The organism is Mesorhizobium sp. INR15, assembly GCF_015500075.1.
In the GTDB taxonomy this organism is placed as follows: domain Bacteria; phylum Pseudomonadota; class Alphaproteobacteria; order Rhizobiales; family Rhizobiaceae; genus Mesorhizobium.
On record NZ_CP045496.1, the window covers coordinates 6,420,655 to 6,446,583 of the forward strand.

General features: G+C 61.7%; 21 protein-coding genes. 11 read left to right on the forward strand and 10 right to left on the reverse strand.

The features are described 5' to 3' along the window. Positions 1-105 precede the first annotated feature (105 nt). A complete protein-coding gene (locus GA829_RS31190) occupies positions 106-2,070 on the reverse strand; it encodes an acetoacetate--CoA ligase (protein ID WP_195176375.1) in 1,965 nt (654 codons plus the stop codon). A gap of 201 nt (positions 2,071-2,271) precedes the next feature. On the opposite strand from GA829_RS31190, the gene GA829_RS31195 reads away from it, so the two are divergent. Then, positions 2,272-4,125: an AsmA family protein gene (locus GA829_RS31195; protein WP_195176376.1), complete on the forward strand. Its 1,854-nt coding sequence runs from the start codon at positions 2,272-2,274 to the stop codon at positions 4,123-4,125. Between the two features lie 42 nt (positions 4,126-4,167). Here GA829_RS31195 and GA829_RS31200 read toward each other — a convergent pair whose 3' ends face one another. The 6 genes from GA829_RS31200 to GA829_RS31225 form a co-directional block, all read right to left on the reverse strand. Then, complete coding sequence (locus tag GA829_RS31200; RefSeq protein WP_195176377.1) at positions 4,168-4,986, reverse strand: ABC transporter permease; 819 nt, start codon at positions 4,984-4,986, stop codon at positions 4,168-4,170. Continuing rightward, positions 4,983-5,951, reverse strand: coding sequence for an ABC transporter permease subunit (locus tag GA829_RS31205; RefSeq protein ID WP_195176378.1), 969 nt, complete (start codon positions 5,949-5,951; stop codon positions 4,983-4,985). Before GA829_RS31205 ends, GA829_RS31200 begins: the two co-directional genes overlap by 4 nt. 9 nt (positions 5,952-5,960) lie before the next feature. Next, positions 5,961-7,100: an ABC transporter ATP-binding protein gene (locus GA829_RS31210; RefSeq protein WP_195176379.1), complete on the reverse strand. Its 1,140-nt coding sequence runs from the start codon at positions 7,098-7,100 to the stop codon at positions 5,961-5,963. A 78-nt stretch (positions 7,101-7,178) separates the two neighbouring features. Continuing rightward, positions 7,179-8,276: a polyamine ABC transporter substrate-binding protein gene (locus GA829_RS31215; protein WP_195176380.1), complete on the reverse strand. Its 1,098-nt coding sequence runs from the start codon at positions 8,274-8,276 to the stop codon at positions 7,179-7,181. Between the two features lie 342 nt (positions 8,277-8,618). Further along, complete coding sequence (locus GA829_RS31220) at positions 8,619-9,572, reverse strand: DMT family transporter (protein WP_195176381.1); 954 nt, start codon at positions 9,570-9,572, stop codon at positions 8,619-8,621. A 147-nt stretch (positions 9,573-9,719) separates the two neighbouring features. Next, the gene (locus tag GA829_RS31225) at positions 9,720-11,168 is read right to left on the reverse strand and encodes a helix-turn-helix domain-containing protein (RefSeq protein WP_195176382.1); all 1,449 of its coding nucleotides are present in this window, start codon (positions 11,166-11,168) and stop codon (positions 9,720-9,722) included. Between the two features lie 237 nt (positions 11,169-11,405). Here GA829_RS31225 and aceA point away from each other — a divergent pair, with 237 nt between their 5' ends. The 3 genes from aceA to GA829_RS31240 all read left to right on the forward strand — a co-directional run bounded on the left by aceA (position 11,406) and on the right by GA829_RS31240 (position 13,693). Then, the gene (aceA, locus tag GA829_RS31230; protein WP_195176383.1) at positions 11,406-12,695 is read left to right on the forward strand and encodes an isocitrate lyase; all 1,290 of its coding nucleotides are present in this window, start codon (positions 11,406-11,408) and stop codon (positions 12,693-12,695) included. Between the two features lie 62 nt (positions 12,696-12,757). Then, complete coding sequence (locus GA829_RS31235) at positions 12,758-13,000, forward strand: SMc00767 family acetate metabolism repressor (RefSeq protein WP_195176384.1); 243 nt, start codon at positions 12,758-12,760, stop codon at positions 12,998-13,000. A 324-nt stretch (positions 13,001-13,324) separates the two neighbouring features. Further along, on the forward strand, positions 13,325-13,693 hold the full coding sequence (locus GA829_RS31240) for a response regulator (protein ID WP_374940439.1): 369 nt from the start codon (positions 13,325-13,327) through the stop codon (positions 13,691-13,693). Positions 13,694-13,714: 21 nt separating this feature from the next. Here the strand turns inward: GA829_RS31240 and GA829_RS31245 are convergent, their stop codons facing one another. Continuing rightward, entirely contained in the window at positions 13,715-14,431 is a 717-nt protein-coding gene (locus GA829_RS31245; protein ID WP_195176386.1) for an HAD family hydrolase, read from the reverse strand. Between the two features lie 170 nt (positions 14,432-14,601). Between GA829_RS31245 and GA829_RS31250 the strand changes: the two genes are divergently transcribed. The 4 genes from GA829_RS31250 (at position 14,602) to GA829_RS31265 (ending at position 18,992) form a co-directional block, all read left to right on the forward strand. Beyond that, positions 14,602-16,038: a glutamine synthetase family protein gene (locus GA829_RS31250; protein ID WP_195176387.1), complete on the forward strand. Its 1,437-nt coding sequence runs from the start codon at positions 14,602-14,604 to the stop codon at positions 16,036-16,038. A gap of 35 nt (positions 16,039-16,073) precedes the next feature. After that, positions 16,074-16,442, forward strand: coding sequence for a four helix bundle protein (locus GA829_RS31255; protein WP_195176388.1), 369 nt, complete (start codon positions 16,074-16,076; stop codon positions 16,440-16,442). Between the two features lie 125 nt (positions 16,443-16,567). Continuing rightward, positions 16,568-17,854: an NAD(P)/FAD-dependent oxidoreductase gene (locus tag GA829_RS31260; protein ID WP_195179878.1), complete on the forward strand. Its 1,287-nt coding sequence runs from the start codon at positions 16,568-16,570 to the stop codon at positions 17,852-17,854. Between the two features lie 283 nt (positions 17,855-18,137). After that, a complete protein-coding gene (locus tag GA829_RS31265; protein ID WP_258052026.1) occupies positions 18,138-18,992 on the forward strand; it encodes an SH3 domain-containing protein in 855 nt (284 codons plus the stop codon). Between the two features lie 15 nt (positions 18,993-19,007). On the opposite strand, the gene GA829_RS31270 is transcribed toward GA829_RS31265, so the two are convergent. Continuing rightward, on the reverse strand, positions 19,008-19,754 hold the full coding sequence (locus tag GA829_RS31270) for an SDR family oxidoreductase (RefSeq protein WP_195179880.1): 747 nt from the start codon (positions 19,752-19,754) through the stop codon (positions 19,008-19,010). A 296-nt stretch (positions 19,755-20,050) separates the two neighbouring features. Here GA829_RS31270 and zwf point away from each other — a divergent pair, with 296 nt between their 5' ends. The 3 genes from zwf to edd all read left to right on the forward strand — a co-directional run bounded on the left by zwf (position 20,051) and on the right by edd (position 24,108). Then, positions 20,051-21,520, forward strand: a complete 1,470-nt coding sequence (gene zwf / locus GA829_RS31275) for a glucose-6-phosphate dehydrogenase (RefSeq protein WP_195176389.1) — start codon at positions 20,051-20,053, stop codon at positions 21,518-21,520. Continuing rightward, entirely contained in the window at positions 21,502-22,218 is a 717-nt protein-coding gene (gene pgl, locus GA829_RS31280; protein WP_195176390.1) for a 6-phosphogluconolactonase, read from the forward strand. Before zwf ends, pgl begins: the two co-directional genes overlap by 19 nt. Before the next feature lie 66 nt (positions 22,219-22,284). Then, positions 22,285-24,108 carry a phosphogluconate dehydratase gene (gene edd, locus GA829_RS31285; RefSeq protein WP_195176391.1) on the forward strand — a complete coding sequence of 608 codons (1,824 nt, stop codon included), beginning with the start codon at positions 22,285-22,287 and terminating at the stop codon, positions 24,106-24,108. 68 nt (positions 24,109-24,176) lie between these two features. Here the strand turns inward: edd and GA829_RS31290 are convergent, their stop codons facing one another. Continuing rightward, positions 24,177-25,841, reverse strand: coding sequence for a vWA domain-containing protein (locus tag GA829_RS31290; protein ID WP_195176392.1), 1,665 nt, complete (start codon positions 25,839-25,841; stop codon positions 24,177-24,179). Between the last annotated feature and the right edge of the window lie 88 nt (positions 25,842-25,929).

Sequence of the window (25,929 nt, forward strand, 5' to 3'; positions counted from 1 at the left end):
CCCTTAACAAATCCTTACCGGCACGGCGGAAAGTTTACCAATGTGTACCACTGATGAAATCTAGGTAAATTTAAGCGACAGATTTCATTAACCATGCCGAGGCCCTTATTCGGCAAGCTCAGGCAGGTTGCGAAACAGCTCCAGTGCCTCGGGATTGGCGAGCGCCTCCCTGTTCTTGATGGTGCGGCCATGCACCATGTCTCGCACCGCAAGCTCGGTGATCTTGCCCGATTTGGTGCGCGGAATGTCCGACACGGCGACAATCTTGGCCGGCACATGGCGGGGGCTGGCCCCGGTGCGAATCTTGGCGCGGATACGCTTTTCCAGTTCGGCATCGAGCTGCACGCCTGCCGCCAGCCGCACAAACAGCACGACGCGGACATCATTGTCGAAATCCTGGCCGATGCAGAGCGCCTCCAGGACTTCGGGCATCTGTTCGACCTGGTTGTAGATCTCCGCCGTGCCGATGCGCACACCGCCGGGATTGAGCGTGGCGTCGGAGCGGCCGTGAATGATCAGGCCGCCATGCACCGTCCATTCGGCGAAGTCGCCATGGCACCAGATATTGTCGAAGCGCTCGAAATAGGCGGCCTGGTATTTCTTGCCGTCGGCGTCGTTCCAGAAACCGATAGGCATGGCTGGAAACGCCTTCGTGCAGACCAGTTCGCCCTTCTCCTGGCGGATCGGCTTGCCGTCATCGTCCCACACGTCAACAGCAAGGCCAAGACCCGGTCCCTGGATCTCGCCGGTCCAGACCGGCAAGGTCGGCACGCCCAGAACGAAACAGGAGACGATATCGGTGCCGCCGGAGATCGAGGCGAGATGCACATCCTTCTTGATGCCGTCATAGACGAACCGGAAATCCTCCGGCGATAGCGGCGAGCCGGTGGATGAAAGGGTGCGCACCGTCGAAAGATCATGCGTGCGGATGGGCTTGAGGCCGGCCTTGCGCACAGAATCGATGAACTTGGCCGAGGTGCCGAAATAGGTCATCTTCTCGGCATCGGCGAAGTCGAACAGCACGTTGCCGTCGGGGTAGAACGGCGAGCCATCATAGAGCAGCAGCGTGGCGCCTGAAGCGAGGCCCGAGACCAGCCAGTTCCACATCATCCAGCCGCAGGTGGTGAAATAGAAGAAACGATCGCCTTCGAGCAAGCCGGCGTGCAGCCGCTGCTCCTTGACGTGCTGGATCAGCGTGCCGCCTGCCGAATGGACAATGCATTTCGGAATGCCGGTCGTTCCCGACGAAAACAGGATGTAGAGCGGGTGCGCGAAAGGCAGCCGTTCGAAGCTGACCGCCTTGGCCGCAAAGGGCGACAGCGCCTCTTCCAGTGACACGGCCTTGTCGATCGTATCAGCGACATCGCCTGAGGTGCCGAGATAGTCGACGATCAGAATCTTGCGGACAGTTGTCAGCTTCGCCGCGACCGCCGCGATCTTCTCACCCACCTCGATCGCCTTGCCATTGTACCAATAGCCGTCCGGCGCGATGAAAACGACAGGCTCGATCTGGCCGAACCGGTCGACGACGCCCTGCTCGCCGAAATCGGGGGAACAGGACGACCAGACCGCGCCGATCGAGGCGGCCGCCAGCATCGCGGCGACGGCTTCGGGCATATTGGGCATCATCGCGGCTATGCGATCGCCCTTCTTGACCTTGAGCAACAGGAAGAGCTGTTGCAGGCGGGAGGTCAGTGCGTGCAGTTCATTCCAGGATAGCCGCCGTTCAACCTTGTCCTCTCCGCGAAACACGATTGCCTCGCCAGACCCGGTCTTGCACAACAGGTTCTCGGCAAAATTCAACGTCGCGTCGGGAAAAAACGATGCACCGGGCATCTTGTCGCCATCGACCAGCACACGGCCTTGGTTTCCCTTGTCGCCGACAATGCCGCAAAAATCCCAGACCAGCCCCCAGAACGCCTCGCGATCATCAACCGACCACCGATGAAAATCCGCATAGGTGGGGAAATCAATGCCCGATTTCGCTGCCGCGGCCTTTGTGAAGGCGGTCAGCGGTGCTGCGTCGATCTGATCCTTGGTTGGGGTCCAGAGGGGTACGTCGCCAGCCATCATCGTTCCTCCACAGGCTGCATCGCTTATGCATATTGCGCCGCAACAGAGCAAGATTTTGTTCAGTCCGAGGGTCCGACTGTGCGCAAATGCCATCGCCGGGCCATAAAGACTTGAAATGCCTCAGCCCTAAGTCGTAGTGACGACTGAGGATTACACCCGTCGGGCGATCTTTGTGGGAATGGAAGCATACGGGGCAATATGCCATCATCTTTGATCCGGCGCGGAGTATGGGCGATCGGCGTTGCCGTGATCGTCATCGCGCTGGTCGTGGCCGCGCTGCCCCTGATCGCGTCCACCCGCCTCGTGCGCGACCGCATCGCCTGGGAGATGAGCGCGTGGAGCGGTTTCAGGGTCACAATCGAGGGCTCGCCGCGGATTGAGGTCTGGCCGAAGTTCCGTGCCATCCTGTCCGACGTAACCCTTTCACAATGGACTGAAACCGACGCGCCACCGGTGATCGAGGCCGAACGGGTCGAGATCGACCTTTCCGCCATGGCAGCCTTGCGCGGCGATGTGGCGTTTTCGACAGCACGGCTGGTGCGGCCGACAATCAGGGTTCAGCGCACCGCCAACGGGCTGTTCCTGCCGGCGCAGCCAACCGGCGGGCGCATCACGCGCTCCATCGACACGGCTCGCGGCGTGGTCAATGCCGATCCCGCCAAACCGGATCTCGACAAGCTGCCGGCTGACGCCTTCGGCACGGTGGAATTCAGGGACGGCCGCATGGTGGCTTCCGTTGGCGGCAAGGATGACGAAATCCTCAGCAGCCTGAGCGGCCAGGCGAGTTGGGCGGCGATGAACAGCAACGCGACGTTGTCGGCAACCGGTATCTGGCGCGGCGAAAGCATCGCTGTCGATGCCGCCTCGCCAAAGCCGCTTGTGCTGTTCGCGGGCGGCACCGCTCCCCTCACCTTGTCTTTCAAGGCGGCTCCCGCCACCTTCTCTTTCGACGGCGTGGCCAGCATGTCCGACAACGCCTATTTCGACGGCCAGGCTAAATTCTCGGCACCTTCGCTGCGGCGCGTGCTCGAATGGGCAAAGGCCGGCATCGCTCCGAGCGCCGCGATCGGCTCCGTTTCGATCTCCAGCAAGGTCTCGGCGGCTGCCGGCCGTGTCAAATTCGAGAACACCGCGATAGCCCTGGACAACAATCCGGGCATGGGTGCGCTGGACTTCTCCTACGGCGAAGCCCGGCCGGTGATCTCGGGCACGCTCGCCTTCGACACGCTTGACCTGCGCTCGTTTCTTTCCGCCTTCACGCCTTTGGCGCCAGCCACCGGCACGACGGCGCCTGACGAGGTCGACACCAGCTTCGCCGACCGCGTCAATCTCGATCTTCGCGTGTCCGCCGCGCACGCCACCGCCGGCGCCATCCAGCTTGCCGACGTCGCCGCCACGGCCCAGGTCAAGGACGGGCTCTCGGTCTTCGATATCTCGGATGCTTCGGCCTTCGGCGGCAACATCCAGAGCAGCCTTCGTTTCGATCGCAAGCCCGAGGGCACGCAGGTTGAGATACGGCTTCTGGCGTCCGATATCGATGGCGGCGCTTTCGGCACGGCGGCAGGAATGACGCGGCTGGTGCCGATCGGCACCGGAACCGTATCCGTAATTCTCAAGGGGCCGGGAAAGGCGTGGGATTCCGTTTTCGAGAATGCCGACGGCTCGGTTTCGGCGACCTTCGGCCCCGGCGCGCTCAGCGCACTCAATCTTCCCGCGTTCCTCAAGCATACCGAACAAGGCGGCTTCTTCGCGCTTGACGATGTTTCGGACGGTACCTTGCCTATCGACGGGGCCGAGATCAAAGCCACGATCTCGAAAGGCGTGGCAAGGATCGACAAGGCAGAAGCCAATTCGGCAAAGTACAAGCTCTGGCTGTCCGGCATCGCCTCCTATGCCGGCCGAGGACTGGCCTTGTCGGGCGGCATTATCCAGTCGGACCAGACCGCCGCGCAGACCAAGACCCAAGGACCCAACCAGTCGTCCTTCTTCGTCGGCGGGACGTGGAGCACGCCCTTCATCTCACCGATAAGCCGCGGCGTTTCCGGCGAATAGACCAGCCCCGACGGCTGGCCACCTCCACGGATATTGTGGACGTCACCCCCGCTGCGCGGCTCGCTCGTCGCGCTGGCGCTGGACTTCGCGGCGCTTGTTGGCGAGCGAAGCAATGATGACGCCGACGGCAACAACCGCGATCAGGATCGTGCAGGCGGCGTTGATCTCTGGTGTCACGCCAAGGCGGACCTGGCTGTAGATCTTCATCGGCAGCGTGGTGGCGCCCGGGCCGGAGGTAAAGCTGGCGATGACCAGATCGTCCAGCGACAACGTGAAAGCCAGCATCCAGCCGGAGACGATCGCCGGCAGGATGACCGGCAGCGTGATCTGGAAGAAGGTCTTCACCGGCGGCGCGCCGAGGTCCATCGCCGCCTCTTCCAGCGACCGATCGAAGCTGACCAGGCGTGACTGCACCACGACCGCGACAAAGCACATTGTCAGGGTGATATGGGCAAGTGTGACCGTGAGAAAGCCACGGTCGAGCCCGACGGCAACGAACAGCAGCAGCAGCGACAGGCCGGTGATGACTTCCGGCATGACCAGCGGCGCGAAGACCATGCCGGAAAACAGCAGCCGGCCCCTGAAGCGCGTGTAGCGCGTCAAGGTCAGTGCCGCCAGCGTGCCGAGCACGGTCGCCACGGTGGCGGAGATAACGCCGACGCGCGCCGTCACCCAGGCAGCGTCCATCAAACCCTGGTTGTGGAACAGCGAGACATACCATTTGGTCGAGAAGCCGCCCCAGACGGTGACCAGCTTGGACTCGTTGAAAGAGAAGACGATGAGCAGCACGATCGGCAGGTAGAGAAAAGCAAAACCAAGCACGATCGAGGTGATGTTGAAGCGGCTCCAGGTCGTGTTCATTTGTCTTGCTCCTGCGCCTTCGCCTGGGCCTGCTGGAAGATCATGATCGGCACGGTCAAGAGCAGAAGCAGGATGACGGCAACCGCCGACGAAACCGGCCAGTCACGGTTGGCGAAGAACTCGTTCCACAATGTTTTGCCGATCATCAGCGTCTGCGAGCCACCAAGCAGGTCGGGGATGACGAACTCGCCAACGGCGGGGATGAACACCAGGAGGCAGCCGGCGATAACGCCCGGGATGGAAAGCGGAAAGGTAATCTTCCAGAACGCCGCGGTCGGTGGGCAGCCGAGATCCTTGGCCGCCTCGACCAGCGAGTAGTCCATCTTTTCCAGCGACGAATAGAGCGGCAGCACCATGAATGGCAGGTAGGAATAGACGATGCCGATGAAGATCGCCGTGTAGGTGTTGAGGATGATCAGGGGCTGATTGATGATGTGCAGCGACAGCAGCAACTGGTTGAGCAGCCCCTCGGGCTTGAGGATGCCGATCCATGCGTAGACGCGGATCAGGAACGACGTCCAGAACGGCAGGATGACCAGCATCAGCAGGGTCGGGCGGATCGTCGCCGGTGCGCGCGCCATGCCATAGGCGATGGGGTAGCCAACCAGCAAGGTCAGGATCGTCGAAATCGCGGCGATGATCACGCTGGTGACATAGGCGTTGAAGTAGAGCGCGTCCTGCGTCAGCCAGACGTAATTGTCGAAGTTGAGCGCGCTGAAGCCGCCGAAGAACCCGGAGACGCCATCCTTGAAGTCAAGCACAGGCGTATAGGGCGGCATGGCGATCGCCGTCTGCGACAGTGAAATCTTGAAGACGATGATGAAGGGGACGAGGAAGAAGAACAGCAGCCACACATAAGGGATGAGGATGACGAGCCGGCTGACGAAGCCGGCGCCCAGGCGGGACAGGAAGGGCTCTGCCGCGACCGGTGAAGAGGCCGTGTCGGCGATGGCGATGTTCGACATGATCGCCCCCTACCGTGTCAGCACGACGCCGGCATCCGGCCGGAACGATACCCAGGCGCGATCATTCCAGCTCAGCGGATCCTCGGTGACGCGTGCGGCGTTCATGGAACTTGCCCGCACCATCTGACCGTCATCCAGCCTGACGTGATAGACGGTCATGTCGCCAAGATAGGCGATGTCATAGACCTCGCCTTCGAGCGCATTGACGGCATCGGCCGGCTTCTTCGATGATATCTTGATCTTCTCCGGCCTAATGGCGAAGACGATGTCGGATCCCGCCGAAGCAGCGCCAGCGTTGTCAACGACGATCTGAGCGCCGGTGGCACCCGTCATAAGTGTCGACCCTGCGATGCGTTCGGAGACCTTGCCCTCGAACATGTTCACGTTGCCGACGAAATGGGCGACAAAGCGCGAAGTCGGGGCCTCATAGACTTCGGCGGGCGTTGCGACCTGCATCACCTCGCCCTTTTCGAGAATGGCGATGCGGTCGGCCATGGTCATGGCCTCTTCCTGGTCGTGGGTAACGACAACGAAGGTGAGGCCCAGCGTCTGCTGCATGTCCATCAATTCGAATTGCGTCTCCTCGCGCAGCTTCTTGTCGAGCGCGCCAAGCGGCTCGTCGAGCAACAGCACTTTCGGCCGCTTGGCCACCGAGCGGGCCAGTGCGACACGCTGGCGCTGGCCACCGGAGAGTTGGTGCGGCTTACGCTTGGCGAACTGCTCGAGCTTGACCAGCTTCAGCATCTCGGCGACACGCGCCGCGATCTCGGGCTTGGGCATGCCGTCCTGCTTGAGGCCGAAGGCGATGTTTTTCTCGACCGTCATATGCGGGAACAGCGCATAGGACTGGAACATCATGTTGACCGGCCGGCGATAGGGAGGGATGCCGCGCAAATCCTGGCCATCAAGCAGGATGCGGCCGGCGCTCGGTTCCTCGAAGCCGGCGAGCATCCGGAGCAGTGTCGACTTTCCGCAGCCGGAGGCGCCAAGCAGCGCGAAGAATTCGCGTTCGAAAATGGTCAGCGACAGATTGTTGACGGCGGTGAAGTCGCCGAACTTCTTGGTCACGTTTTCGAATTGTATGTATGGCTTGGCGTTCGGATCATTCCATGGCGCGAAATCCCTGCGGATGCTGCCAAGCGATTTCATGTCCCACTCCGTCTCTTATTTTTGCCCCAAAAGAAAAAATGCCCCGACAGATGACTGTCGGGGCCACGTCCAAATTGCTTATTGGCCGGTAACGATCTTGGTCCAGCTGCGCGTGACGACACGCTGGGTCTTGGGATCGTAAGGGGCCACTGTGTAGAGCTTCTTTACCGTCGCCTCGTCGGGATAGACCGACGGATCATTGAGCAGCGCCTTGTCGACGAATTGCTGCGAAGCCTTGTTGCCGTTGGCGTAGAGTACATAGTTCGACGACTTGGCGATGACTTCCGGCTTCATCATGTAGTTGAGGAATTCATGGGCCTCGGCGACATGCGGGGCATCAGCGGGAATGGCCATCTGATCGAACCACATCTGGGCGCCTTCCTTGGGCACGGAATAGCCGATCTCGACGCCCTGCTTGGCTTCGACAGCGCGGTTGCGCGCCTGGAATACGTCACCCGACCAACCCACCGCCATGCAGATGTCACCATTGGCCAGCGCGTTGATGTATTCCGAAGAATGGAACTTGCGGATAAAAGGCCGGACTTTAAGCAAAAGATCCTGCGCCTTGGAGATATCATCCTGCGATGTGCTGTTCGGATCGAGGCCGAGGTACTTCAGCGCTGCCGGAATGATGTCGGCTGGCGAGTCAAGAACATAGACCCCGCAATCCTTCAGCTTGGCCAGTTGTTCAGGATTGAAAAACACATCCCAGCTGTCGATCTTGTCGGTGCCAAGGGCGGCTTGAACCTTCTTGATGTTGTAGCCGATGCCAACCGTGCCCCACATGTAGTTGACCGAGTATTCGTTGCCGGGATCATACTTGCTGGTCCGATCCGAAATCACATCCCACATGTTGGAGATATTCGGCAATTTCGACTTGTCCAGCTTCTGGAACACGCCGGCTTGAATTTGGCGCGCGAGGAAATTGGCACTGGGCACGACAACATCATAGCCGCTGCCACCAGCAAGCAGCTTGGTCTCCAGGATCTCGTTAGAATCGAAGGTGTCGTAGACGACCTTGATGCCGGTTTGCTTGGTGAAGTCATCTATGATTGAGCTATCGATATAGTCCGACCAGTTGTAGACATTAAGGACACGGTCCTCGGCATGCGAGCCGAGCGTGAAAAGCGTCAGAAACGCCGAAGTAGCCGAAAGCCAGAGCGCTTTGCGGATCATGCTATTCTCCTTTGGTGAGTGTTCCTTCGCCGGCTTGTCGCGTACTGTGCGCAGCCGGGCATTTGTTTCAGACTATGGAGCTTGCCGGTATCCGACAAGCTTGAATTGCCGCGCCGGCGGCAGCCGCGACCAACACGAGCTTCCAATTGCTGTCCTGGGCTGGATGGCGTTGCGATGCCGTCAGAAGCCTTCGCCGCTGCGCATGCTGAAATACAAAAATGTGGTCCGGTCTCAATCGGGCCGGCGGGGAGACTTGGCAAGATACGCCTGTCTTGTTGTTGCCGTAGTCTCAGCCTGCCCGCCCGGCAGCGAGGTTGTCAATGGCAAAGCTTCAGCGGCTCATCAATTCGGTGAGGGCACGCCGGTGACTCCTGGCCGCACCGGCCGCGTCTGGCGCTTGAACTCAAGCCCGATATGGACGAGCAGTGCCGTCACCACCACCGCGCCACCAAGAATGGTGCGCCCTGACGGCACCTCGGAATGGATGAGCCAGACCCATATCGGACCGAGGATCGGTTCGAAGGTGCCAAGCAGTGCGGCAATGGCTGCCGGGATGAGCCGTGCACCCGTGGCGAAGAAGGCGAGGCCGAGGCCAAGATTGATCACACCGAAAGCAAAGAGAAAGCCCATGTCGCCAGGCGAGACGGCGAAGGTCGACGCCTGCGAGGCGGCAAAGCCTGCTGCAAGGATTGTGCCGAGACAGGTGGCCGGCGTCATGCGCACGCTGGAAAAGCGGCGGGTGATGACGGTGGCGATCGAGAACATGAAGGCGATCAGCAGTGCCAGCCCATCGCCGACCGGAGACACGGCGCCATCGAGCGATTCCGAGACCATGATGGCGACGCCAGCGATGACGGCGGCAATCGCCACCCAGGTCGCCACAGCCACCCTTTCGCGAAACAGCGCCCAGGCAAACAATGCCGCCAGCAGCGGCACGCCGGCCTGCATCAACAGGATGTTGGCAACGGTGGTGTAGGCGAGGGCAACCACGAATGAGGTTGATGCCGTGGCGAAGCAGAGGCCAACGGCAAGGCCGGGGAAGCCCATGTCGCGAAACAATTTCAGCGTTCCGCGCAAACCGTCGCGCCAGACCATGAAGCAAAGCAGGAAAGCCGCGGCCCACACGGAACGCCAGAATATGACCGTCCAGCTGTCGCCTACCGTGATGAAGCGGGCGATGGTGCCACCGAAACTCCACATCAGTGCCGACAGGAACACCAGCAGAAAGCCGATGCGCTCCTCCCGTTGCGGGACGGTCGGCGGGCCAGCAATCGTCGGTGGTGCGGTGTCGGTCATGGGCGCGACTGTCGAGGTTTTGTGAACGGCACGATGCACAAGGGACGACAAGAACGTACCCTATTCGCGTAGCGCAAAGACAGTTGCCAGGCGTGATCCACTGACAAGCGACAATTGTGGCAAAGACGATGGCGCCTCGTCACAACCTCACTGAAAATCGAAGACGCTCAAGCCCGTCACCATCTCGTCGAGGCCAAGAGGCCGGGTCACCGGGGGTTCGGCACGCGCCAGGCAACCGACGCGCTCGCACAGCCGGCAGGCAGGCCCGACAGGTGTGGCCGAGACTGCCGCTTGGCCGGCCTTTCCGGCGGCGGCAGAGCCAGGCAGCGCGGCGCCATAGACAATCTCGTCACGAAAACCAATGTCACAGCCGAGCAGCAGCGCGGTGCGGCGGGGGCGTTCCGAGAACGCGCCTTGCGGCCCTTCCAGCGTACGCGCGACGCAGAGAAACTCGGCGCCGTCAGGCATTTCCAGCGCCTCGACGAAAATCTGCCCCGGCTGCGTGAAGGCGACGTGCACGGGAAGTTTGGGACAGCCGCCGCCAAAGCGGCTCTGTGGAAATCCCTGGCTGCCTGCCTTGCGGAAGCGATTGCCGGCATTGTCGACTTCCAGCATGAAGAACGGCACGCCCGACATGCCTTGCCGCTGCAGCATGGTCAGCCGGTTTGCCGCCTGCTCGAAAGAGACGCTGAAACGCGAGCGCAGCACGTCGATGTCATAACGCGCGCGGAGGGCCGCGGCATGGAAGGCCTGATAGGGCATCATCAAGGCATGGGCGGCATATCGGCCGAGTTCGAAGCGGGCGAGGCGGCGCGCTTCGTCGGTGGTCAGCTTCAGCGCCTGGATCTCGCCGGCAACCGCGACCGTCATGCGGATCAGGCACGCCTCCATCGCCACTTCGCGCAACTGGTCAAACGGCGACAGACGCTCGGAAAGAAACAGGCGCTGCGAATGGCGGTCGTAGCGGCGGCGCCAGTTCGGCATGGTGGCAACCGGCAGCACCTTGACCACAATGCCGTATTCGCGCTTCAGCCAGGCCTTCAGCGCGCCGAACAGATCATCGCCAGGGTTGAGCACGGCGGTGAAGGCCTCGGCCTCTTCTTCGAGCGCCGCGAAATGGTTCGGCCGGCGTTCGAAAATCTCATGGACTTCATCGATCGGCAGGCGGGCGCCCGACAGTGCCGTTGCCCTGCCCTCGCGCGCCAGCAACTCGTTGAGATCGGAAAGGCGCTCGGCCTGCTCACGATAGGCGCGGAACAGTTTTATCACCGCGGCGGACGCGTTGGGCGCTGCCTCGGCGATCTCGATCAACTCCTGATCGCCGGGCAATTCGCCGACCAGCAGCGGGTCGCTGAACACTTCCTTCAATGCGGCAATTGAACCGCGGGCCTCCCCTTGCAACTCGTGCGGATCGACCTTGTAGACCGATGCCAGCTTCAGGATCAGTTGCACCGTGATTGGCCGTTGATTGCGCTCGATCAAGTTGAGATAGGACGGCGAGATCCCCAGGCCCTCGGCCATCGCCGTCTGGGTCAGCCCCTTGGCGTTGCGGATGCGGCGAATGCGCGGCCCCGCGAAGATCTTCTGATCGGCCATTCGGCTATCCTTGACAGAAATTTACACGATTTTCGCTGACCGCCAACGCCGCGATTTTTACAACAATGACAAATTTACAGAGGTTTCCTGTCAAACACAACACAGGTTTTCCCTTATTTACCGCGCGTTTTCGCGAATTTCCTCGCTCATTTCGCAGCGCAATGTAAATTCAGTCATATGCAGACGCCAAAGAAGACCGCGCCTGCTCCAAACTGCAGAAGCCCTTCGGAGTTGACAATGACTGATTTTTACAACCTCGTTCCCTCGGCGCCTGAAGGGCGCTTTGACGGCATCGAACGGCCCTACTCCCCCGAAGATGTGAAGCGGTTGCGTGGTTCGGTGCAGATCCGCCAGAGCCTCGCCGAAATGGGCGCCAACCGGTTATGGCAGTTGATCCATGAAGAGGATTTCGTCAACGCGCTGGGCGCCATGTCCGGCAACCAGGCGATGCAGCAGGTGCGAGCCGGACTGAAGGCGATCTATCTGTCCGGATGGCAGGTTGCCGCCGATGCCAACACCGCGTCGGCGATGTACCCCGACCAGTCGCTCTATCCGGCCAATGCGGCTCCCGAACTGGTCAAGCGCATCAACCGCACGCTGCAGCGCGCCGACCAGATCGAGACCTCCGAGGGCAACGGGCTCTCGGTCGACACCTGGTTCGCGCCGATCGTCGCTGACGCGGAGGCCGGCTTCGGCGGCCCGCTCAATGCCTTCGAGATCATGAAGGCGTTCATCGAGGCTGGCGCCGCCGGTGTTCATTACGAAGACCAGCTGGCGTCGGAAAAGAAGTGCGGCCATCTCGGCGGCAAGGTGCTGATCCCGACCGCGGCGCACATCCGCAACCTCAATGCCGCGCGGCTTGCCGCCGACGTGATGGGCACGCCGACGCTGGTCGTGGCGCGCACCGACGCCGAGGCCGCAAAGTTGCTGACCTCCGACATTGACGAGCGCGACCAGCCCTTCGTCAACTACGATGCCGGACGCACGGTTGAGGGCTTCTACCACGTCAAGAATGGCATCGAGCCCTGCATCGCCCGCGCTATCGCCTATGCGCCCCACGCGGATCTGATCTGGTGCGAAACCTCGAAGCCCGATCTGGCGCAGGCCAAGAAGTTCGCCGAAGGCGTGCGCAAGCATCATCCGGGCAAGTTGCTTGCCTACAATTGCTCGCCATCGTTCAACTGGAAGAAGAATCTCGACGACGCCACGATCGCGAAGTTCCAGAAGGAACTCGGCGCCATGGGCTACAAGTTCCAGTTCATCACGCTGGCTGGATTCCACCAGCTCAACTTCGGCATGTTCGAACTGGCTCGCGGCTACAAGGCCCGGCAGATGTCGGCCTATTCCGAGTTGCAGGAGGCGGAGTTCGCCGCGGAAGCCAATGGCTACACCGCGACCAAGCATCAGCGCGAGGTTGGCACCGGCTATTTCGACGCGGTGTCGATGGCGATCACCGGCGGCCAGTCTTCAACCACCGCCATGCATGAATCGACCGAGCACGCCCAGTTCAAACCGGCCGCCGAATAGCCGGAATACCGAAAACAGAGGAAACGCCCAAAGGGCACAACAACCACCCGAGGAGAAGACCAATGGCATCGATAAGCCGCGTCAAGGAAAGAGCCGAGGAACAGTCGACCACCATGAGTGTCGACCAGCAGGCGACGATCCGCATGCTTGCAAACGACCTGCACAGGCTCAACCAGTCTGTCATGAAGGCGGTCGAGGCTGGCGTCTCGGTGGAGCTCGTGCGCTCGGCCAGACATCATGGCGGAGACGGGAACTGGGGCGATCTGCTGATCCCGGTGATCGTTACCCAGCAACCCCACGGCTGATCGGGCACGCTCGAGTCGTCGCGCCAAGCCATTCACCTGCGCAACCTCTGCGCAGGTGAATTTTATTTTTACGCAAATGACTTTGTAGACAGAACAGTACATTAGTAAAGCAAGAATAGATTCAGCTGGGAGCAGTTTCCGAGCCTTCCATTTCAACTTGACATGCACCCCGATCTCACGCCATTTGTCCGCCAGATTTCAACTCTGCATTGAAATGGGGACGAGCGCCTTGGCTGATTTGGGTGCCCAGTGAATCGTGAAACCGAGACAGCAAGACACCTGAATTTGGCAGGCCGCGACGCGGGTGCCGAGGCACTCAGGGATATGTCGCAAGTGCTTGTTGTGGGAAAATCGCCAATCAACCGGGTGGTGGTTTCGAAGATTGTTGAACGGTCCGGGCTCAAGCCGGTCTCGGATTCGCCTGATATGGCGGCAAAAACCTTGCGGTCGCTCATTCCAGGCGCGATTATCCTCGATGGCGGCGCCGACAACACGGACTGCGACGGGCTGTTGTCCGGCATCGATGCGCTGCGGCGAGCCTCAGGCAAATCTCACCCGCCGGTAATCCTGCTGTCAAACAAGACCGGCACGCCGGAGAGCCTGGGCCTGTCGAGCGTTGTCGATGTGGTGGTCGCCAAGCCAATCACCACCGAACGGCTGCAACCGGTGATCGATCGTCTGATCAAGCGTTGAGACTTCAGTCGAGACTTGGGCTCAACTGGCCTTCACAATGCTTTCGATCAGCCCTGGCAGTTGTCCCAGATCGGATATCTCCCGGAATCGCGGCTCTTCAACGGGCGCCTCGACACGCTCCAGCACCCAGGTCAGTTCATGCGGCACATGGACGCCCCAGCTGCCGGCCTCGATCGCCGGCACCACGTCGGATTTCAGTGAATTGCCAACCATCATGCTTTGTTCGGGACCGCCGCCAAGGCGGTTGAAGATCCTGACGTAGCTGGCCGCGCTCTTGTCGCTGACGATCTCGACCGCGTCGAACAGATCACCGAGGCCCGATTGCGCCAGCTTGCGCTCCTGATCGAAGAGGTCGCCCTTGGTGATCAGCACAAGCTGATAATCGCCAGCAAGCCTTTCCACGGTTTCGCGCGTATGCGGCAATGCCTCGATTGGATGGCTGAGCATATCGCGGCCGGCATCGAGAATTTCGGCGATGGTTTTGGCGGGCACGCGTCCTTCGGTGACCTCGATCGCCGTCTCGATCATGGACAGGGTAAAGCCCTTGATGCCGAAGCCGTAGATGGCGAGGTTGCGCTTCTCGGCCTCGAGCAAACGGGCCGAAATCAGCGTCTCATCACCATGATCAGCGAGCATCGCGACAAAGCGCTTCTCGGTCATGCGGAAGAACTGTTCGTTCTGCCACAGCGTGTCGTCTGCATCGAAGCCGATCGTGGTCAGTCTGCCATCGTGTCGCATTTTAATGTCTTCGAAATTGAAATCGGAGGCCTAGAACTAGCGCATGAACCGCCAGAATGGGAGCCGGTTTTGACAATTCCGCGCTGCGCCGGCGAATGCCTGACCAGGCTCCCCTTCCCTTCTCATACCGGGCACGGCTATACTCCAAAATCCGCAACCCAATCTGGTGAATGATGCCGCCTGCAAAAAAGGAAGTCCGTCCGTCGAGCCGCGGAGGACGCACCCGCACGCCTGCCTTCGTGAAAAATCAACGTGGCGTGAAGAACTGGAAGGAAGTCAGCGAGTGGCTTGAATGGCGTGGCATCGAGGATATCGAATGCATCACGCCCGACCAGGCCGGTGTGGCGCGCGGCAAGATGATGCCGTCGAAGAAATTCACCTCCAACACCTCGCTGGCACTGCCTTCGGCGGTGTTCATGACGACAATCTCCGGCGGCTACCCCGAGGACGGCAACGGCTTCCACTATCCGGAGGATGACGGCGACCTCAAGCTGATGCCGGATCTTTCGACGCTGACCGTGGTGCCCTGGGAAGAAGACCCGACCGCCGCGGTCATCTGCGACCTCGTCCACCAGGACGGCCGCTCGGTGGAGTTCACACCGCGTAACGTGCTGAAGCGCGTGCTGGCCGCCTATGACAAGCTGGGCCTGAAGCCGGTGGTGGCGCCCGAGATCGAATTCTATCTCGTGCGCAAAAACCCAGATCCGGACTATCCGCTGACCCCGCCTGTCGGGCGTTCGGGACGAGCGATCGGCGGCGGCGCCGGCTATTCGATCGCGGGCGTCAACGAATTCGACGAGCTGATCGACGACATCTACCATTTTTCGGAGAGCCAGGGCCTCGAGATCGACACGCTGATCCATGAGGAGGGCGCCGGCCAGCTTGAAATCAACCTGCGCCACGGCGACCCGATCGAACTCGCTGACCAGGTGTTCATGTTCAAGCGCACCATTCGCGAAGCGGCGCTGAAGCATGAGATCTACGCCACGTTCATGGCCAAGCCGATCCAGGGGCAGCCTGGCTCGGCCATGCATATCCATCAGTCGATCATCGACAAGAAAACCGGCAAGAACATCTTTTCGGCCGAGGACGGCTCGGAAACCGACGCCTTCTTCCATTTCATCGGCGGCATGCAGAAACACGTGCCGAACGCGCTGGTGATGTTCGCGCCCTACGTCAATTCCTATCGCCGGCTGACGCAGGCGGCATCGGCTCCGGTCAACAACAAATGGGGCTATGACAACCGCACCACGGCGTTCCGCGTTCCGCGCTCGGATCCGGCGGCGCGGCGCGTCGAGAACCGCATCCCATCCTCCGACGCCAATCCCTATCTGGCGCTGGCCGCGTCGCTCGCCTGCGGCCTGATCGGCATTACCAACAAGCTCAAGGCCGACCAGCCGGTCCTGACAACCGCCAACGCGGACGAGATCGACCTGCCGCGCGGTCTGCTCGAAGCCGTCGACCTGTTCGAGGGCGACGAAGAACTCTGCGGCATGCTCGGCAAGTCTTTCGCCGCCACCTACGCGGCGATCAAGCGGGCGGAATTCGAGACCTTCATGGAAGTGATCAGTCCGTGGGAGCGGGAATATCTGCTGCTGAATGTCTAGCGAGGCAGTAAGGGAATAGGGCAGTAGGGCAGTGGATGGCGGCCAAGGTTGAATCCTACAGGGATCTGATCGTTTGGCAGCAGGCTATGGACCTGGCGGTATCCGTCTACGAAACCACAAGGGCTTGGCCGAAGGACGAGCTCTATGGAATGACGGGTCAGGCACGCCGTGCCGCATCCTCGGTGCCCGCCAATATGGCTGAAGGCTACGGTCGAGAGAGCCGGGCGACCTATCAGCAATTTCTCAGGATCGCCCAGGGATCGCTCAAGGAGCTTGAGACGCATCCGCTGATCGCACAGCGGGTCGGAATCGCGCCGCGTCACGCGGTCGAACCATTGATGGATCGGTGCGAGAGCGTTGGCAAATTGCTGCGGCTTTTGATCCGAAAACTGTCGACGGAATAGACACCTACTGCCCTACTGCCCTACTGCCCTACTGCCCTACTGCCCTACTGCCCTACTGCCCTACTGCCCTACTGCCCTACTGCCCTACTGCCCTACTGCCCTACTGCCCAGTCCAGGACTTTCTCATGCCTTACCAATCCCCGATTTCACCCGGCCGTTCCTGGTATGAGGACACCGCCGGACCAAGACCCGAATATCCGGCGCTGGATGGCGATCGGACATGCGACGTCGTCATCATCGGCGGCGGCTTTACCGGGCTGTCGGCGGCAACGCATCTTGCCAAGGCCGGCACCAATGTCGTGCTGATTGAGGCGTGCCGCTTTGGCGACGGTGCGTCGGGCCGCAATGGCGGCCAGCTCGGCACGGGCCAGCGCGCCTGGGCCGAGGAGATGGAAGCCGAATATGGCCTGTCGCGCGCCAAGGCGCTGTTCGATCTTGCCGAAGAGGCGAAGGCGCACCTCATCGAGTTCGCCGCTGCCAACCGGATCGAGATCGACTACATGCCCGGGCAGTTGTCGGTGGCGCACAAGCCGCGCTTTGTCGACGACTACAAGGCGCATGCCGAGATCATGGCGAGCCGTTTTTCCTATCCGCATATCTCGTTCATGGATGCGAGGGAGACGGCGGAACGGCTGGGTTCAACCGCCTATTTCGGCGGCACGCGCGACACAGGCACCGGCCATATCCACCCGATGAAACTGGTGATCGGCACGGCGCGGGTGGCGGCCGAGGCCGGCGCACAGCTGTTCGAACAGACACAGTCGACCGGCATCATCTCCAGTGGCGGCAAGGTCAAGGTTTCGACGCCAAGGGGCATGATCACCGCGCAGAAATGCCTGATCGCCGTCAACGCCTATGGCGGCACGCTCGAGCCATCGAGCGCCGCGCATATCATGCCGATCGGCTCTTTCATCGGCGCGACGGTGCCGCTGGGAACGGATTCAAAGGTGCTGCCAGGTGGTGAGGCTGTCGACGATTCACGTTTCGTCGTGCGCTACTTCCGCCGCTCGAAAGAAGGGCAGCTGCTGTTCGGTGGACGTGAAGTCTACGGCGTCAACGATCCGAAGGACATCCACATCCATATCCGCCGGCAGATCACGGAACTCTATCCAGCGTTGAAGGATGTCGAGATCACACATGGCTGGGGCGGCTATGTCGGCATCACTGTGCCTAGAAAACCATTCGTGCGCGAAGTGATGCCCAATGTGATTTCGGTTGGCGGCTATTCTGGCCACGGCGTGATGCTGTCGAACTTCTTCGGCAAACTCTATGCCGAGACCGTTGCCGGCAACCGCGATCGGCTGAAACTGATCGAAGACCTGAAAATCCCGCCGTTCCCCGGTGGCCGCCGCTTTCGTGCACCACTGCTTTTCCTGGCTCTCAACTGGTTCGCGCTGCGCGACAGAATCTAACCGGCAGAGTCCCGAAATCGACCCCGATTTTTTGGAAATCATAAACCGAGATGCCAAAGTATCGTTGCGCGGGATGCCCGCACAACGCGACAACGACCGATTGCGGAATTCTTAACAAGGGCGCACTGATGCCACAATCGCGGGCGAATGATGCCAGCCGTGGGTAAGTAAGCGGGGAAGTTTTGCGGGCGTGCCCGCTTTTGGTTCTGGGACTGACGCTGATCGAACGCCTGACTTCCGGCATGTGATTGAAGAACGTCGGCCCTATATGGAGGTGGCAAGAGTGAAAGAGCCCTTCAGTTTCGGCACGCCGGAACGACGGCGCTTCGCCATGCAATTCGGTTACGACACGCGACCAACATTCTGGCAAGAAGTCCGGTCAAACTCGCATCTGGTGATCGCCGCGATCGGCACCGCAGCGCTTCTGAGCGTCGCAGCGGTGGCGTTGTGGCTGGCATTGCCATCCAACGACAGGCAGGCACTCGCCAGCCCTGAGCAGACCGTCCCCACGGTTCCGGTGAAAACGACGAAGATCACCTCGGCCACGACTTCGGTTGCGGCCGTCGCCGCGCCCCAGGCGGCGCGCAAGTCCGACAAGGTTGCACCGACAATGGCCGCGGCGAAGGCCAGCGTGAATGTGCTGGCCGCCAACGATCCCCGCTGGACCAAGCCGCAGGCTGAGACCGCGGCGCCGGCTTCCGATCAAGCGGCGAACCAGACTGACCAGACGGCGGACAAACCGGCCGCGGCATTCGCCAAGCCAGCAGCCGAAACCGATGCGGACACAGAGCTCGCCAAGGTCGCGAAACCCGACAAGGGCGCGACAGGCGGCTCTGCCGACGGCGCACAGACCGCCGCCATCCCCGCCATACAACCGGAAGTGCCGGCGCAGCAGCCCGCTGCGGCAACTGACGACAATCCGCCCAAGGCGAAGTCGCGCAAGATGGCCGCCGCCAGCACGGGGCGCATCCTGAGAGCCGTGACCATGCGAAGCGGTCCGAAGAAGGGTGCCGCCGCTATCGGCACAGTACCCGCCAGAACCTCGGTGCAGGTGATGAACTGCAAGAAGTGGTGCGAGATCGTCTACAACGGCAAGCACGGCTGGATATACAAGAGCTACATCAAGCCGGGCGCCTGACAGTCCAGAACGATCTCAGATACAGCGGCCGCCATCGACTTCCAGCGCCACGCCGGTAATGAATGCGGCCTCATCCGAGGCCAGCCATAGTGCGGCGTTGGCGATGTCGAGCGGCGTCGAAAGCCGGCCAAGTGGAATGGATGCCCGGAATTTCTCCCTGATCTCAGGCGTGTCGGCGCCCATGAATTTCTCCAGCATGCCGGTCTCGCCTGCAACCGGACAAAGGCAGTTGACGCGGATGTTCTTCGGCGCCAGCTCCACGGCCATCGATTTGGTGGCGGTGATCGCCCAGCCCTTCGACGCGTTGTACCAGGTGAGGCCGGGACGTGGCCGCAACCCAGCTGTGGAAGCCGTGGTCAGGATGACGCCGCCACCTTGCCGTTCCATGATCGGCACCACGCAAAGCGCGGCATGATAGATCGCTTTCATGTTGACGGCGGTGATCAGGTCGAAGGTTGTCTCGTCTACATCCAGCAAATCGCCGTTGCGGTGGGTGTAGCCGGCATTGTTGACCATGATGTCGATGCGGCCGAAGGCGCTTTTCGCGGCATAGATCATTTCGTCGAATTCGGACCGCAACGAGACATCGGTCTGGGTCCAGATCGCGGCGTCACCGATCTCGGTGGCAACGCGCTCGGCACCCTTTGCGTTGAGGTCGGCGACGACAACCCTGGCTCCCTCTTCCGCAAAGCGCTTGGCCATACCTTCACCAAAACCCGATGCCGCTCCGGTGATGATGGCGACCTTGTTTTCCAGACGCATTGTTTTCCCGCTCATGACGATCATCCCGCAAGCTGTCGCAGCCAGGCCACGGCAGACGCCGCGCCTCGATTTCTCCCTTAGCTTTCGTCACATTCACGTTCTATGTTGCAACTGCGAACGCTGCCGAAAGCCTCCACTTGCCGACAAGCCTCCCGGTAGCGTCAGTGTCAAGCGCACATCTGGACCGAATCAATATCGAGTGATTGGTCCCGATGTGACACCATGGCACTGGAAAATTTAAATCGATTAGATTATATCAGCCGCGTTATAGCGACCGGCGTCAAAGCGGACAGACCATGACCAGCCAGATCATCCCCGTCGACCCTTTCGACTTCATCATTTTCGGCGGCACCGGCGACCTGTCGGAGCGCAAGCTGCTGCCGTCGCTCTACCACCGCCAGCGCGACCACCAATTCTCCGAACCGACGCGCATCATCGGCACCTCGCGCTCGAAAATGACCGACGAGGAATTCCAGGCCTTCGCCAAGCAGGCGATTTCCGACCACGTCAAACCGGAGTACATCGACGCCAAGGAATTGAAGACCTTCCTTGCCCGCCTTTCCTACATCTCGGCCGATGCGACGACCGGCGCTGGGTTCGACAAGCTCAAGAAAGCGATCGGCGACAGCGAGACTATCCGCGCCTTTTACCTGGCTGTGTCACCGGCGCTGTTTGGCGACATCTCGCACAAGCTCAAGGAACACAAGCTGATCACGCCGACCTCGCGCATCGTGCTGGAAAAGCCGATCGGCCGCGACCTCGCGTCGGCGCGCGCGCTGAACGATCTGGTCGGCGATGACTTCCACGAAAGCCAGATTTTCCGCATCGACCACTATCTCGGCAAGGAGACGGTGCAGAACCTGATGGCGCTGCGCTTCGCCAACGCACTCTACGAACCCCTGTGGAACTCCGCCCATATCGACCACGTGCAGATCACCGTGGCCGAGACGGTCGGCCTGGAAGATCGCGTCACCTATTACGATAAGGCCGGCGCGCTGCGCGACATGGTGCAGAACCACATGCTGCAACTGCTCTGCCTCGTCGCGATGGAAGCGCCGTCATCGATGGACGCCGACGCGGTGCGCGACGAGAAGCTCAAGGTGCTGAGAGCGCTGAAGCGCATCAACGGCAATGAAGCGCCCAAACACACCGTGCGCGGCCAATATCGCGCCGGCGCTTCCGCCGGAGGCCCGGTGAAAGGCTATGTCGAGGAGCTTGCCCACGACAGCGACACCGAGACCTTCGTCGCGATCAAAGCCGAGATCGGCACCTGGCGCTGGGCGGGCGTTCCCTTCTATCTCAGGACCGGCAAGCGGCTGGCGACCCGCGTTTCGGAAATCGCCATCGAGTTCAAGCCGATCCCGCATTCCATCTTCGGCGACACCGCCGGGCCGATCTTCGCCAACCAACTGGTCATCCGGCTGCAACCCGACGAAGGCGTCAAGCAGTTCATCATGATCAAGGATCCAGGCCCAGGCGGGATGCGCTTGCGCCAGATCCCGCTCGACATGAGCTTTGCCCAGTCCTTCGACGGCCGTGCGCCTGACGCCTATGAGCGGCTGATCATGGATGTCATCCGTGGCAACCAGACCCTGTTCATGCGCCGTGACGAGGTCGAGGCCGCCTGGAAATGGATCGACCCGATCCAGAATGCCTGGGAAAGCGCGAGACAAGAGGCGCAGGGCTACACCGCCGGCACATGGGGGCCGTCGGCCTCCATCGCGCTGATCGAACGTGACGGACGGACATGGCACGAGAGCAATTGACGAGCGCCAGCTACAGCTGGAACGGCTTTCCCGATCGTCCTGAACTGGCGGCGGCACTTGCCGGCCGCGTTGCTGGCCAGCTGACAAAGGCGATTGCCGAGCGCGGCACAGCCCTGCTGGCCGTTTCCGGCGGCACGACACCGGCGAAGTTCTTTGCCGCGCTTTCCGCGCTGCCTGTTGCCTGGGACAAGGTAACGGTGACGCTGGTCGACGAGCGCTTTGTGCCGGCTTCCTCGCCGCGTTCCAACGCTGGGCTGGTTGCCGCCAACCTGTTGCAGAACGCGGCCGCAGCCGCGCGTTTCGTGCCGCTCTACCATGAGGCCATCAGCATCGAGGATGCCGCGGCGGCGGACAATTCCGCGCTCCGGTCGCTGGCATGGCCACTCGATGCCGTCGTGCTCGGGATGGGGGGCGATGGCCACACCGCTTCGTTCTTTCCCGACGCCGATGACCTGGCAAAGCTGCTCGATCCATCTTCGGAGCGCATCGTGCTGCCGGTTCACGCGGTAAGCGCCGGCGAGCCCCGGCTGACGCTCTCACTGGCACGCATCATCGATGCCGGGTTCGTGGCGCTGCATATCGAAGGCGAAGACAAGCGCACCGCCTTCGAGAGTGCAATGGGACCCGGAGCGCGGAAGCCTATCCGCGCCGTGTTCGATGCTTCGCCGAGGCCCGTTGAGGTTTTCTGGGCCCCTTGATCTGAACTGCCGACGGTCCCGGCGAGCGCTGGAAGGTGTTCCGGGACCTGAAAAGGACCGACCGCCATGACCGCCAGACGCGACATCGAAGCCATCACCGATCGTATCCGCCTGCGCTCGAAGCCGGGCCGCGAGGCCTATCTCGGCCGCATCGCCGAGGCATCCAGCCGCAGCGCCGCCCGGGCCGTATTGTCCTGCGGCAATCTCGCCCACGGCTTCGCGGTGTGCAGCCCTTCAGAGAAGGTGGCGCTCGGCGCCGACAAAGTGCCTAACCTCGGCATCATCACCTCCTACAACGACATGCTGTCGGCGCATCAGCCGTTCGAGACCTATCCCGCGCTGATCAAGGATGCTGCCCGCGAAGCCGGCGGCATCGCCCAGGTGGCCGGCGGCGTGCCGGCGATGTGCGACGGCGTCACACAAGGCCAGCCGGGCATGGAACTGTCGCTGTTCTCCCGCGATGTGATCGCCATGTCCGCGGCGATCGGCCTGTCGCACAACATGTTCGACGCCGCCGTCTATCTCGGCGTCTGCGACAAGATCGTGCCCGGACTGGTGATTGCCGCGCTGACCTTCGGCCATCTGCCGGCCGTGTTCATCCCCGCCGGGCCGATGACATCAGGCCTGCCCAATGACGAGAAAGCCAAGATCCGCCAACTCTATGCCGAGGGCAAGGTCGGACGGCCCGAACTGCTCGAGGCCGAGTCCAAATCCTATCATGGCCCCGGCACCTGCACCTTCTACGGCACGGCCAATTCCAACCAGATGCTGATGGAGATCATGGGCCTGCATACGCCGGGCGCCTCCTTCGTCAACCCCGGCACGCCACTGCGCGAGGCGTTGACCCGGGAAGCGACGAAGCGTGCGCTGGCGATCACGGCGCTCGGCAACGCCTATACGCCGGCCGGCCGGATGATCGATGAGCGCTCGATCGTCAACGGTATCGTCGGGCTGCACGCGACAGGCGGCTCGACCAACCACACAATCCATCTGATCGCCATGGCGGCGGCAGCCGGCATCGCCATTACCTGGCAGGATATTTCCGACCTTTCGGAAGCCGTACCGCTGCTGGCGCGGGTCTACCCGAACGGCCTTGCCGACGTGAACCATTTCCACGCCGCCGGCGGGCTCGGCTTCCTGATCCGCGAGCTGCTTGATGAAGGCATCCTGCACGAAGACGTCCAGACCGTTTGGGGCGAAGGCCTGCGGCCCTACGCGGTCGAAGCGAAGCTCGGCGCGGATGGCAGCGTGCTACGCGAGGCTTCCCCACGCGTGAGCGGCGACGAGAAGGTGCTGGCGCCGTTCGGCAAGGCGTTCCAGGCGACCGGTGGCCTGAAGGTGCTGTCGGGCAATCTCGGCCACGCCGTCATCAAGACTTCGGCGGTCAAGCCGGAGCGGCGGATCATCGAGGCTCCGGCCAAGGTGTTCGACAGCCAGCAGGGGTTGAACGACGCGTTCAAGGCGGGTTCCCTGACCGGCGACTTCATTGCCGTCATCCGCTTCCAGGGTCCGAAAGCCAACGGCATGCCGGAACTGCACAAGCTGACCACCGTGCTTGGCATTCTGCAGGATCGCGGCCAGCATGTGGCGCTGGTCACCGACGGGCGCATGTCTGGCGCCTCCGGCAAGGTGCCGGCGGCAATCCACGTCACGCCGGAAGCCGTCGAGGAGGGGCCGATCGCCAGGATCCATGAGGGCGACATCATTCGGCTGGACGCCGACGCCGGAACGCTGGAAGTGCTGGTGCCGGCTGGGGATTTTGCGTTGCGCCGTACGGCGGATGCCGACCTCACCGGCAACGAATTCGGTTTCGGCCGCGAGCTTTTCGCCGGCTTCCGGCAGTTGGTGAGCCGCGCCGATCATGGCGCCAGCGCTTTCGGCAACGCCTGACGGGATTCCTGTTCTGGAATGAAAAAGGGCGGCTCATGGCCGCCCTTTTTCGTACAGAAGTGGTGCCGCTACTTGACGGTGACTTCGACGCGCTCGCCGGCCTTGACGGTCGCCGTGCCTTCCTTCGTACCGTTGTCGGACGTATCGGCGACGATTGCATAATCACCAGCCGGCAGCGTGGTCTGGAACGCCGCGTCGTAATTGTAGCCGATCGACTTGCGGTTGCCGTTGATGTCCTTCTTCACATCAAAGATCTCGATCTTCGAAGCGCCGGGCGCCGTGATTGCCAGCACACCGGCATTCATGGCGACCTTCAGGTCGAGAAATTCGCCGGTTTTGACAGTGAAGGGCTGCTCGACATCGGCCAGTTGGACCGTCGCGATGACCACATAGTCATCCGGCGGCAGGTCGAAGGGGCTGTCAGGACCATAGGCATAGGTGACCTGCTCCCTGGTGCCATCGATCTTCTTCTTCGCCTTGAAGATCTTGAAGCCGACGCCCGAGCCATCGGCCTTGTCGCCGCCGGCGGTATAGTAGGCGTTGGCGACGACATGGCCGACACCAACGATCATGTCTTTCTCGACCGTCTGGCCAGCTGCCAACTTGATGGTCTCGGTGATCGAACCGCTGCCAAGCGTCACGGTCACTTTCTGATCGCCGGCAGGGAACACCGCTTTCGTGTCGCCATAGTAAGTCGGCGGCGAAGCAGCACCAGGATAGGCGACAACCACAGCCGCGCCGCTGGCGATATCGGCGCCCTGGCTCGGGCGGGGATGCAGGATCAGCGTGCCGGCATTCAACGTGAACAGCGGCTTCGCCACCTGGCCTTCCGCGATCTTGACCTTCTGCTCAGTCTTCGCTTCACCGTCACGAGCGACGATGATGTAGTCGCCCGGCTCCAGATTGGCCTTGTAAGCTCCATACTCGGTGGTGACATTGTCGCCGCGCGTACCGTCGGACTTCGCCTTGTAGACTTCCCAGGCATTGCCATCGGTAACGGGATCGCCGCCTTCGGCCAGCACGACGGTCGGGAGGAAGTTGAATTCGGGCTTTTCAGGCGCTGGCGCAGGGGCCGGTGCAGGCGCTGGTTCGGGTGCTGGGGCTGGCGCCGGTGCAGCCACCGTCTCGACAAGCGCTTCCTGCAGGGCCTTCTCGTCGGAAGCCTGGATATATTTGCCCCCGGTATTATCGGCGAGGCAAGCGATCTGCTTGCCTTCGTCGGCGGTCAGGCCGAAGCCGACCACGTCGGCCGTGAAGTCGACGCCGGATGCCTCGAGTTCCTTGCCAAGCGCGCAAGGATCGCCGCCGCAGGTCTCGAGCCCATCGGTGATGAGAACGACGGTGGCCTTGTCCTCGGTGTATTTCAACGCCTCGGCCGCCTGCTTGACGGCTGCCGTCAGCGGCGTCTTGCCGAGGAATTTCAGACTGTCGGCGGCAGCCGAGATCGCACTGGCCGAACCCGCCTGCGGCGGCACGATCAGCTGGATGTCATCGCAGCTGCCCTTCTCCCGATGGCCATAGGCCATGAAGCCGATTTCCTCATCGGTCGGGATCGACTGCAACACGGTCCTGAGCGACTCACGGGCGATCTCGAGCTTGGGCTTGCCGTCGATCTGAGCCCACATCGAGCCGGAAGCATCGAGAATGATGATGACGCGGTTGGCGGCAAAGCCAGCCGTCGTCATACAAAACAGGAGGATCGCCGCAGCGACGCTCCGTGCAAATCCCGCCATCTAAATCTCCTGAGTGAGCCCCTTGGTCCGCGAAAAGGAAGCTATTTGACGCCGCGTCAGGACACAAGCCCGGGAGTCGCCGTCAACA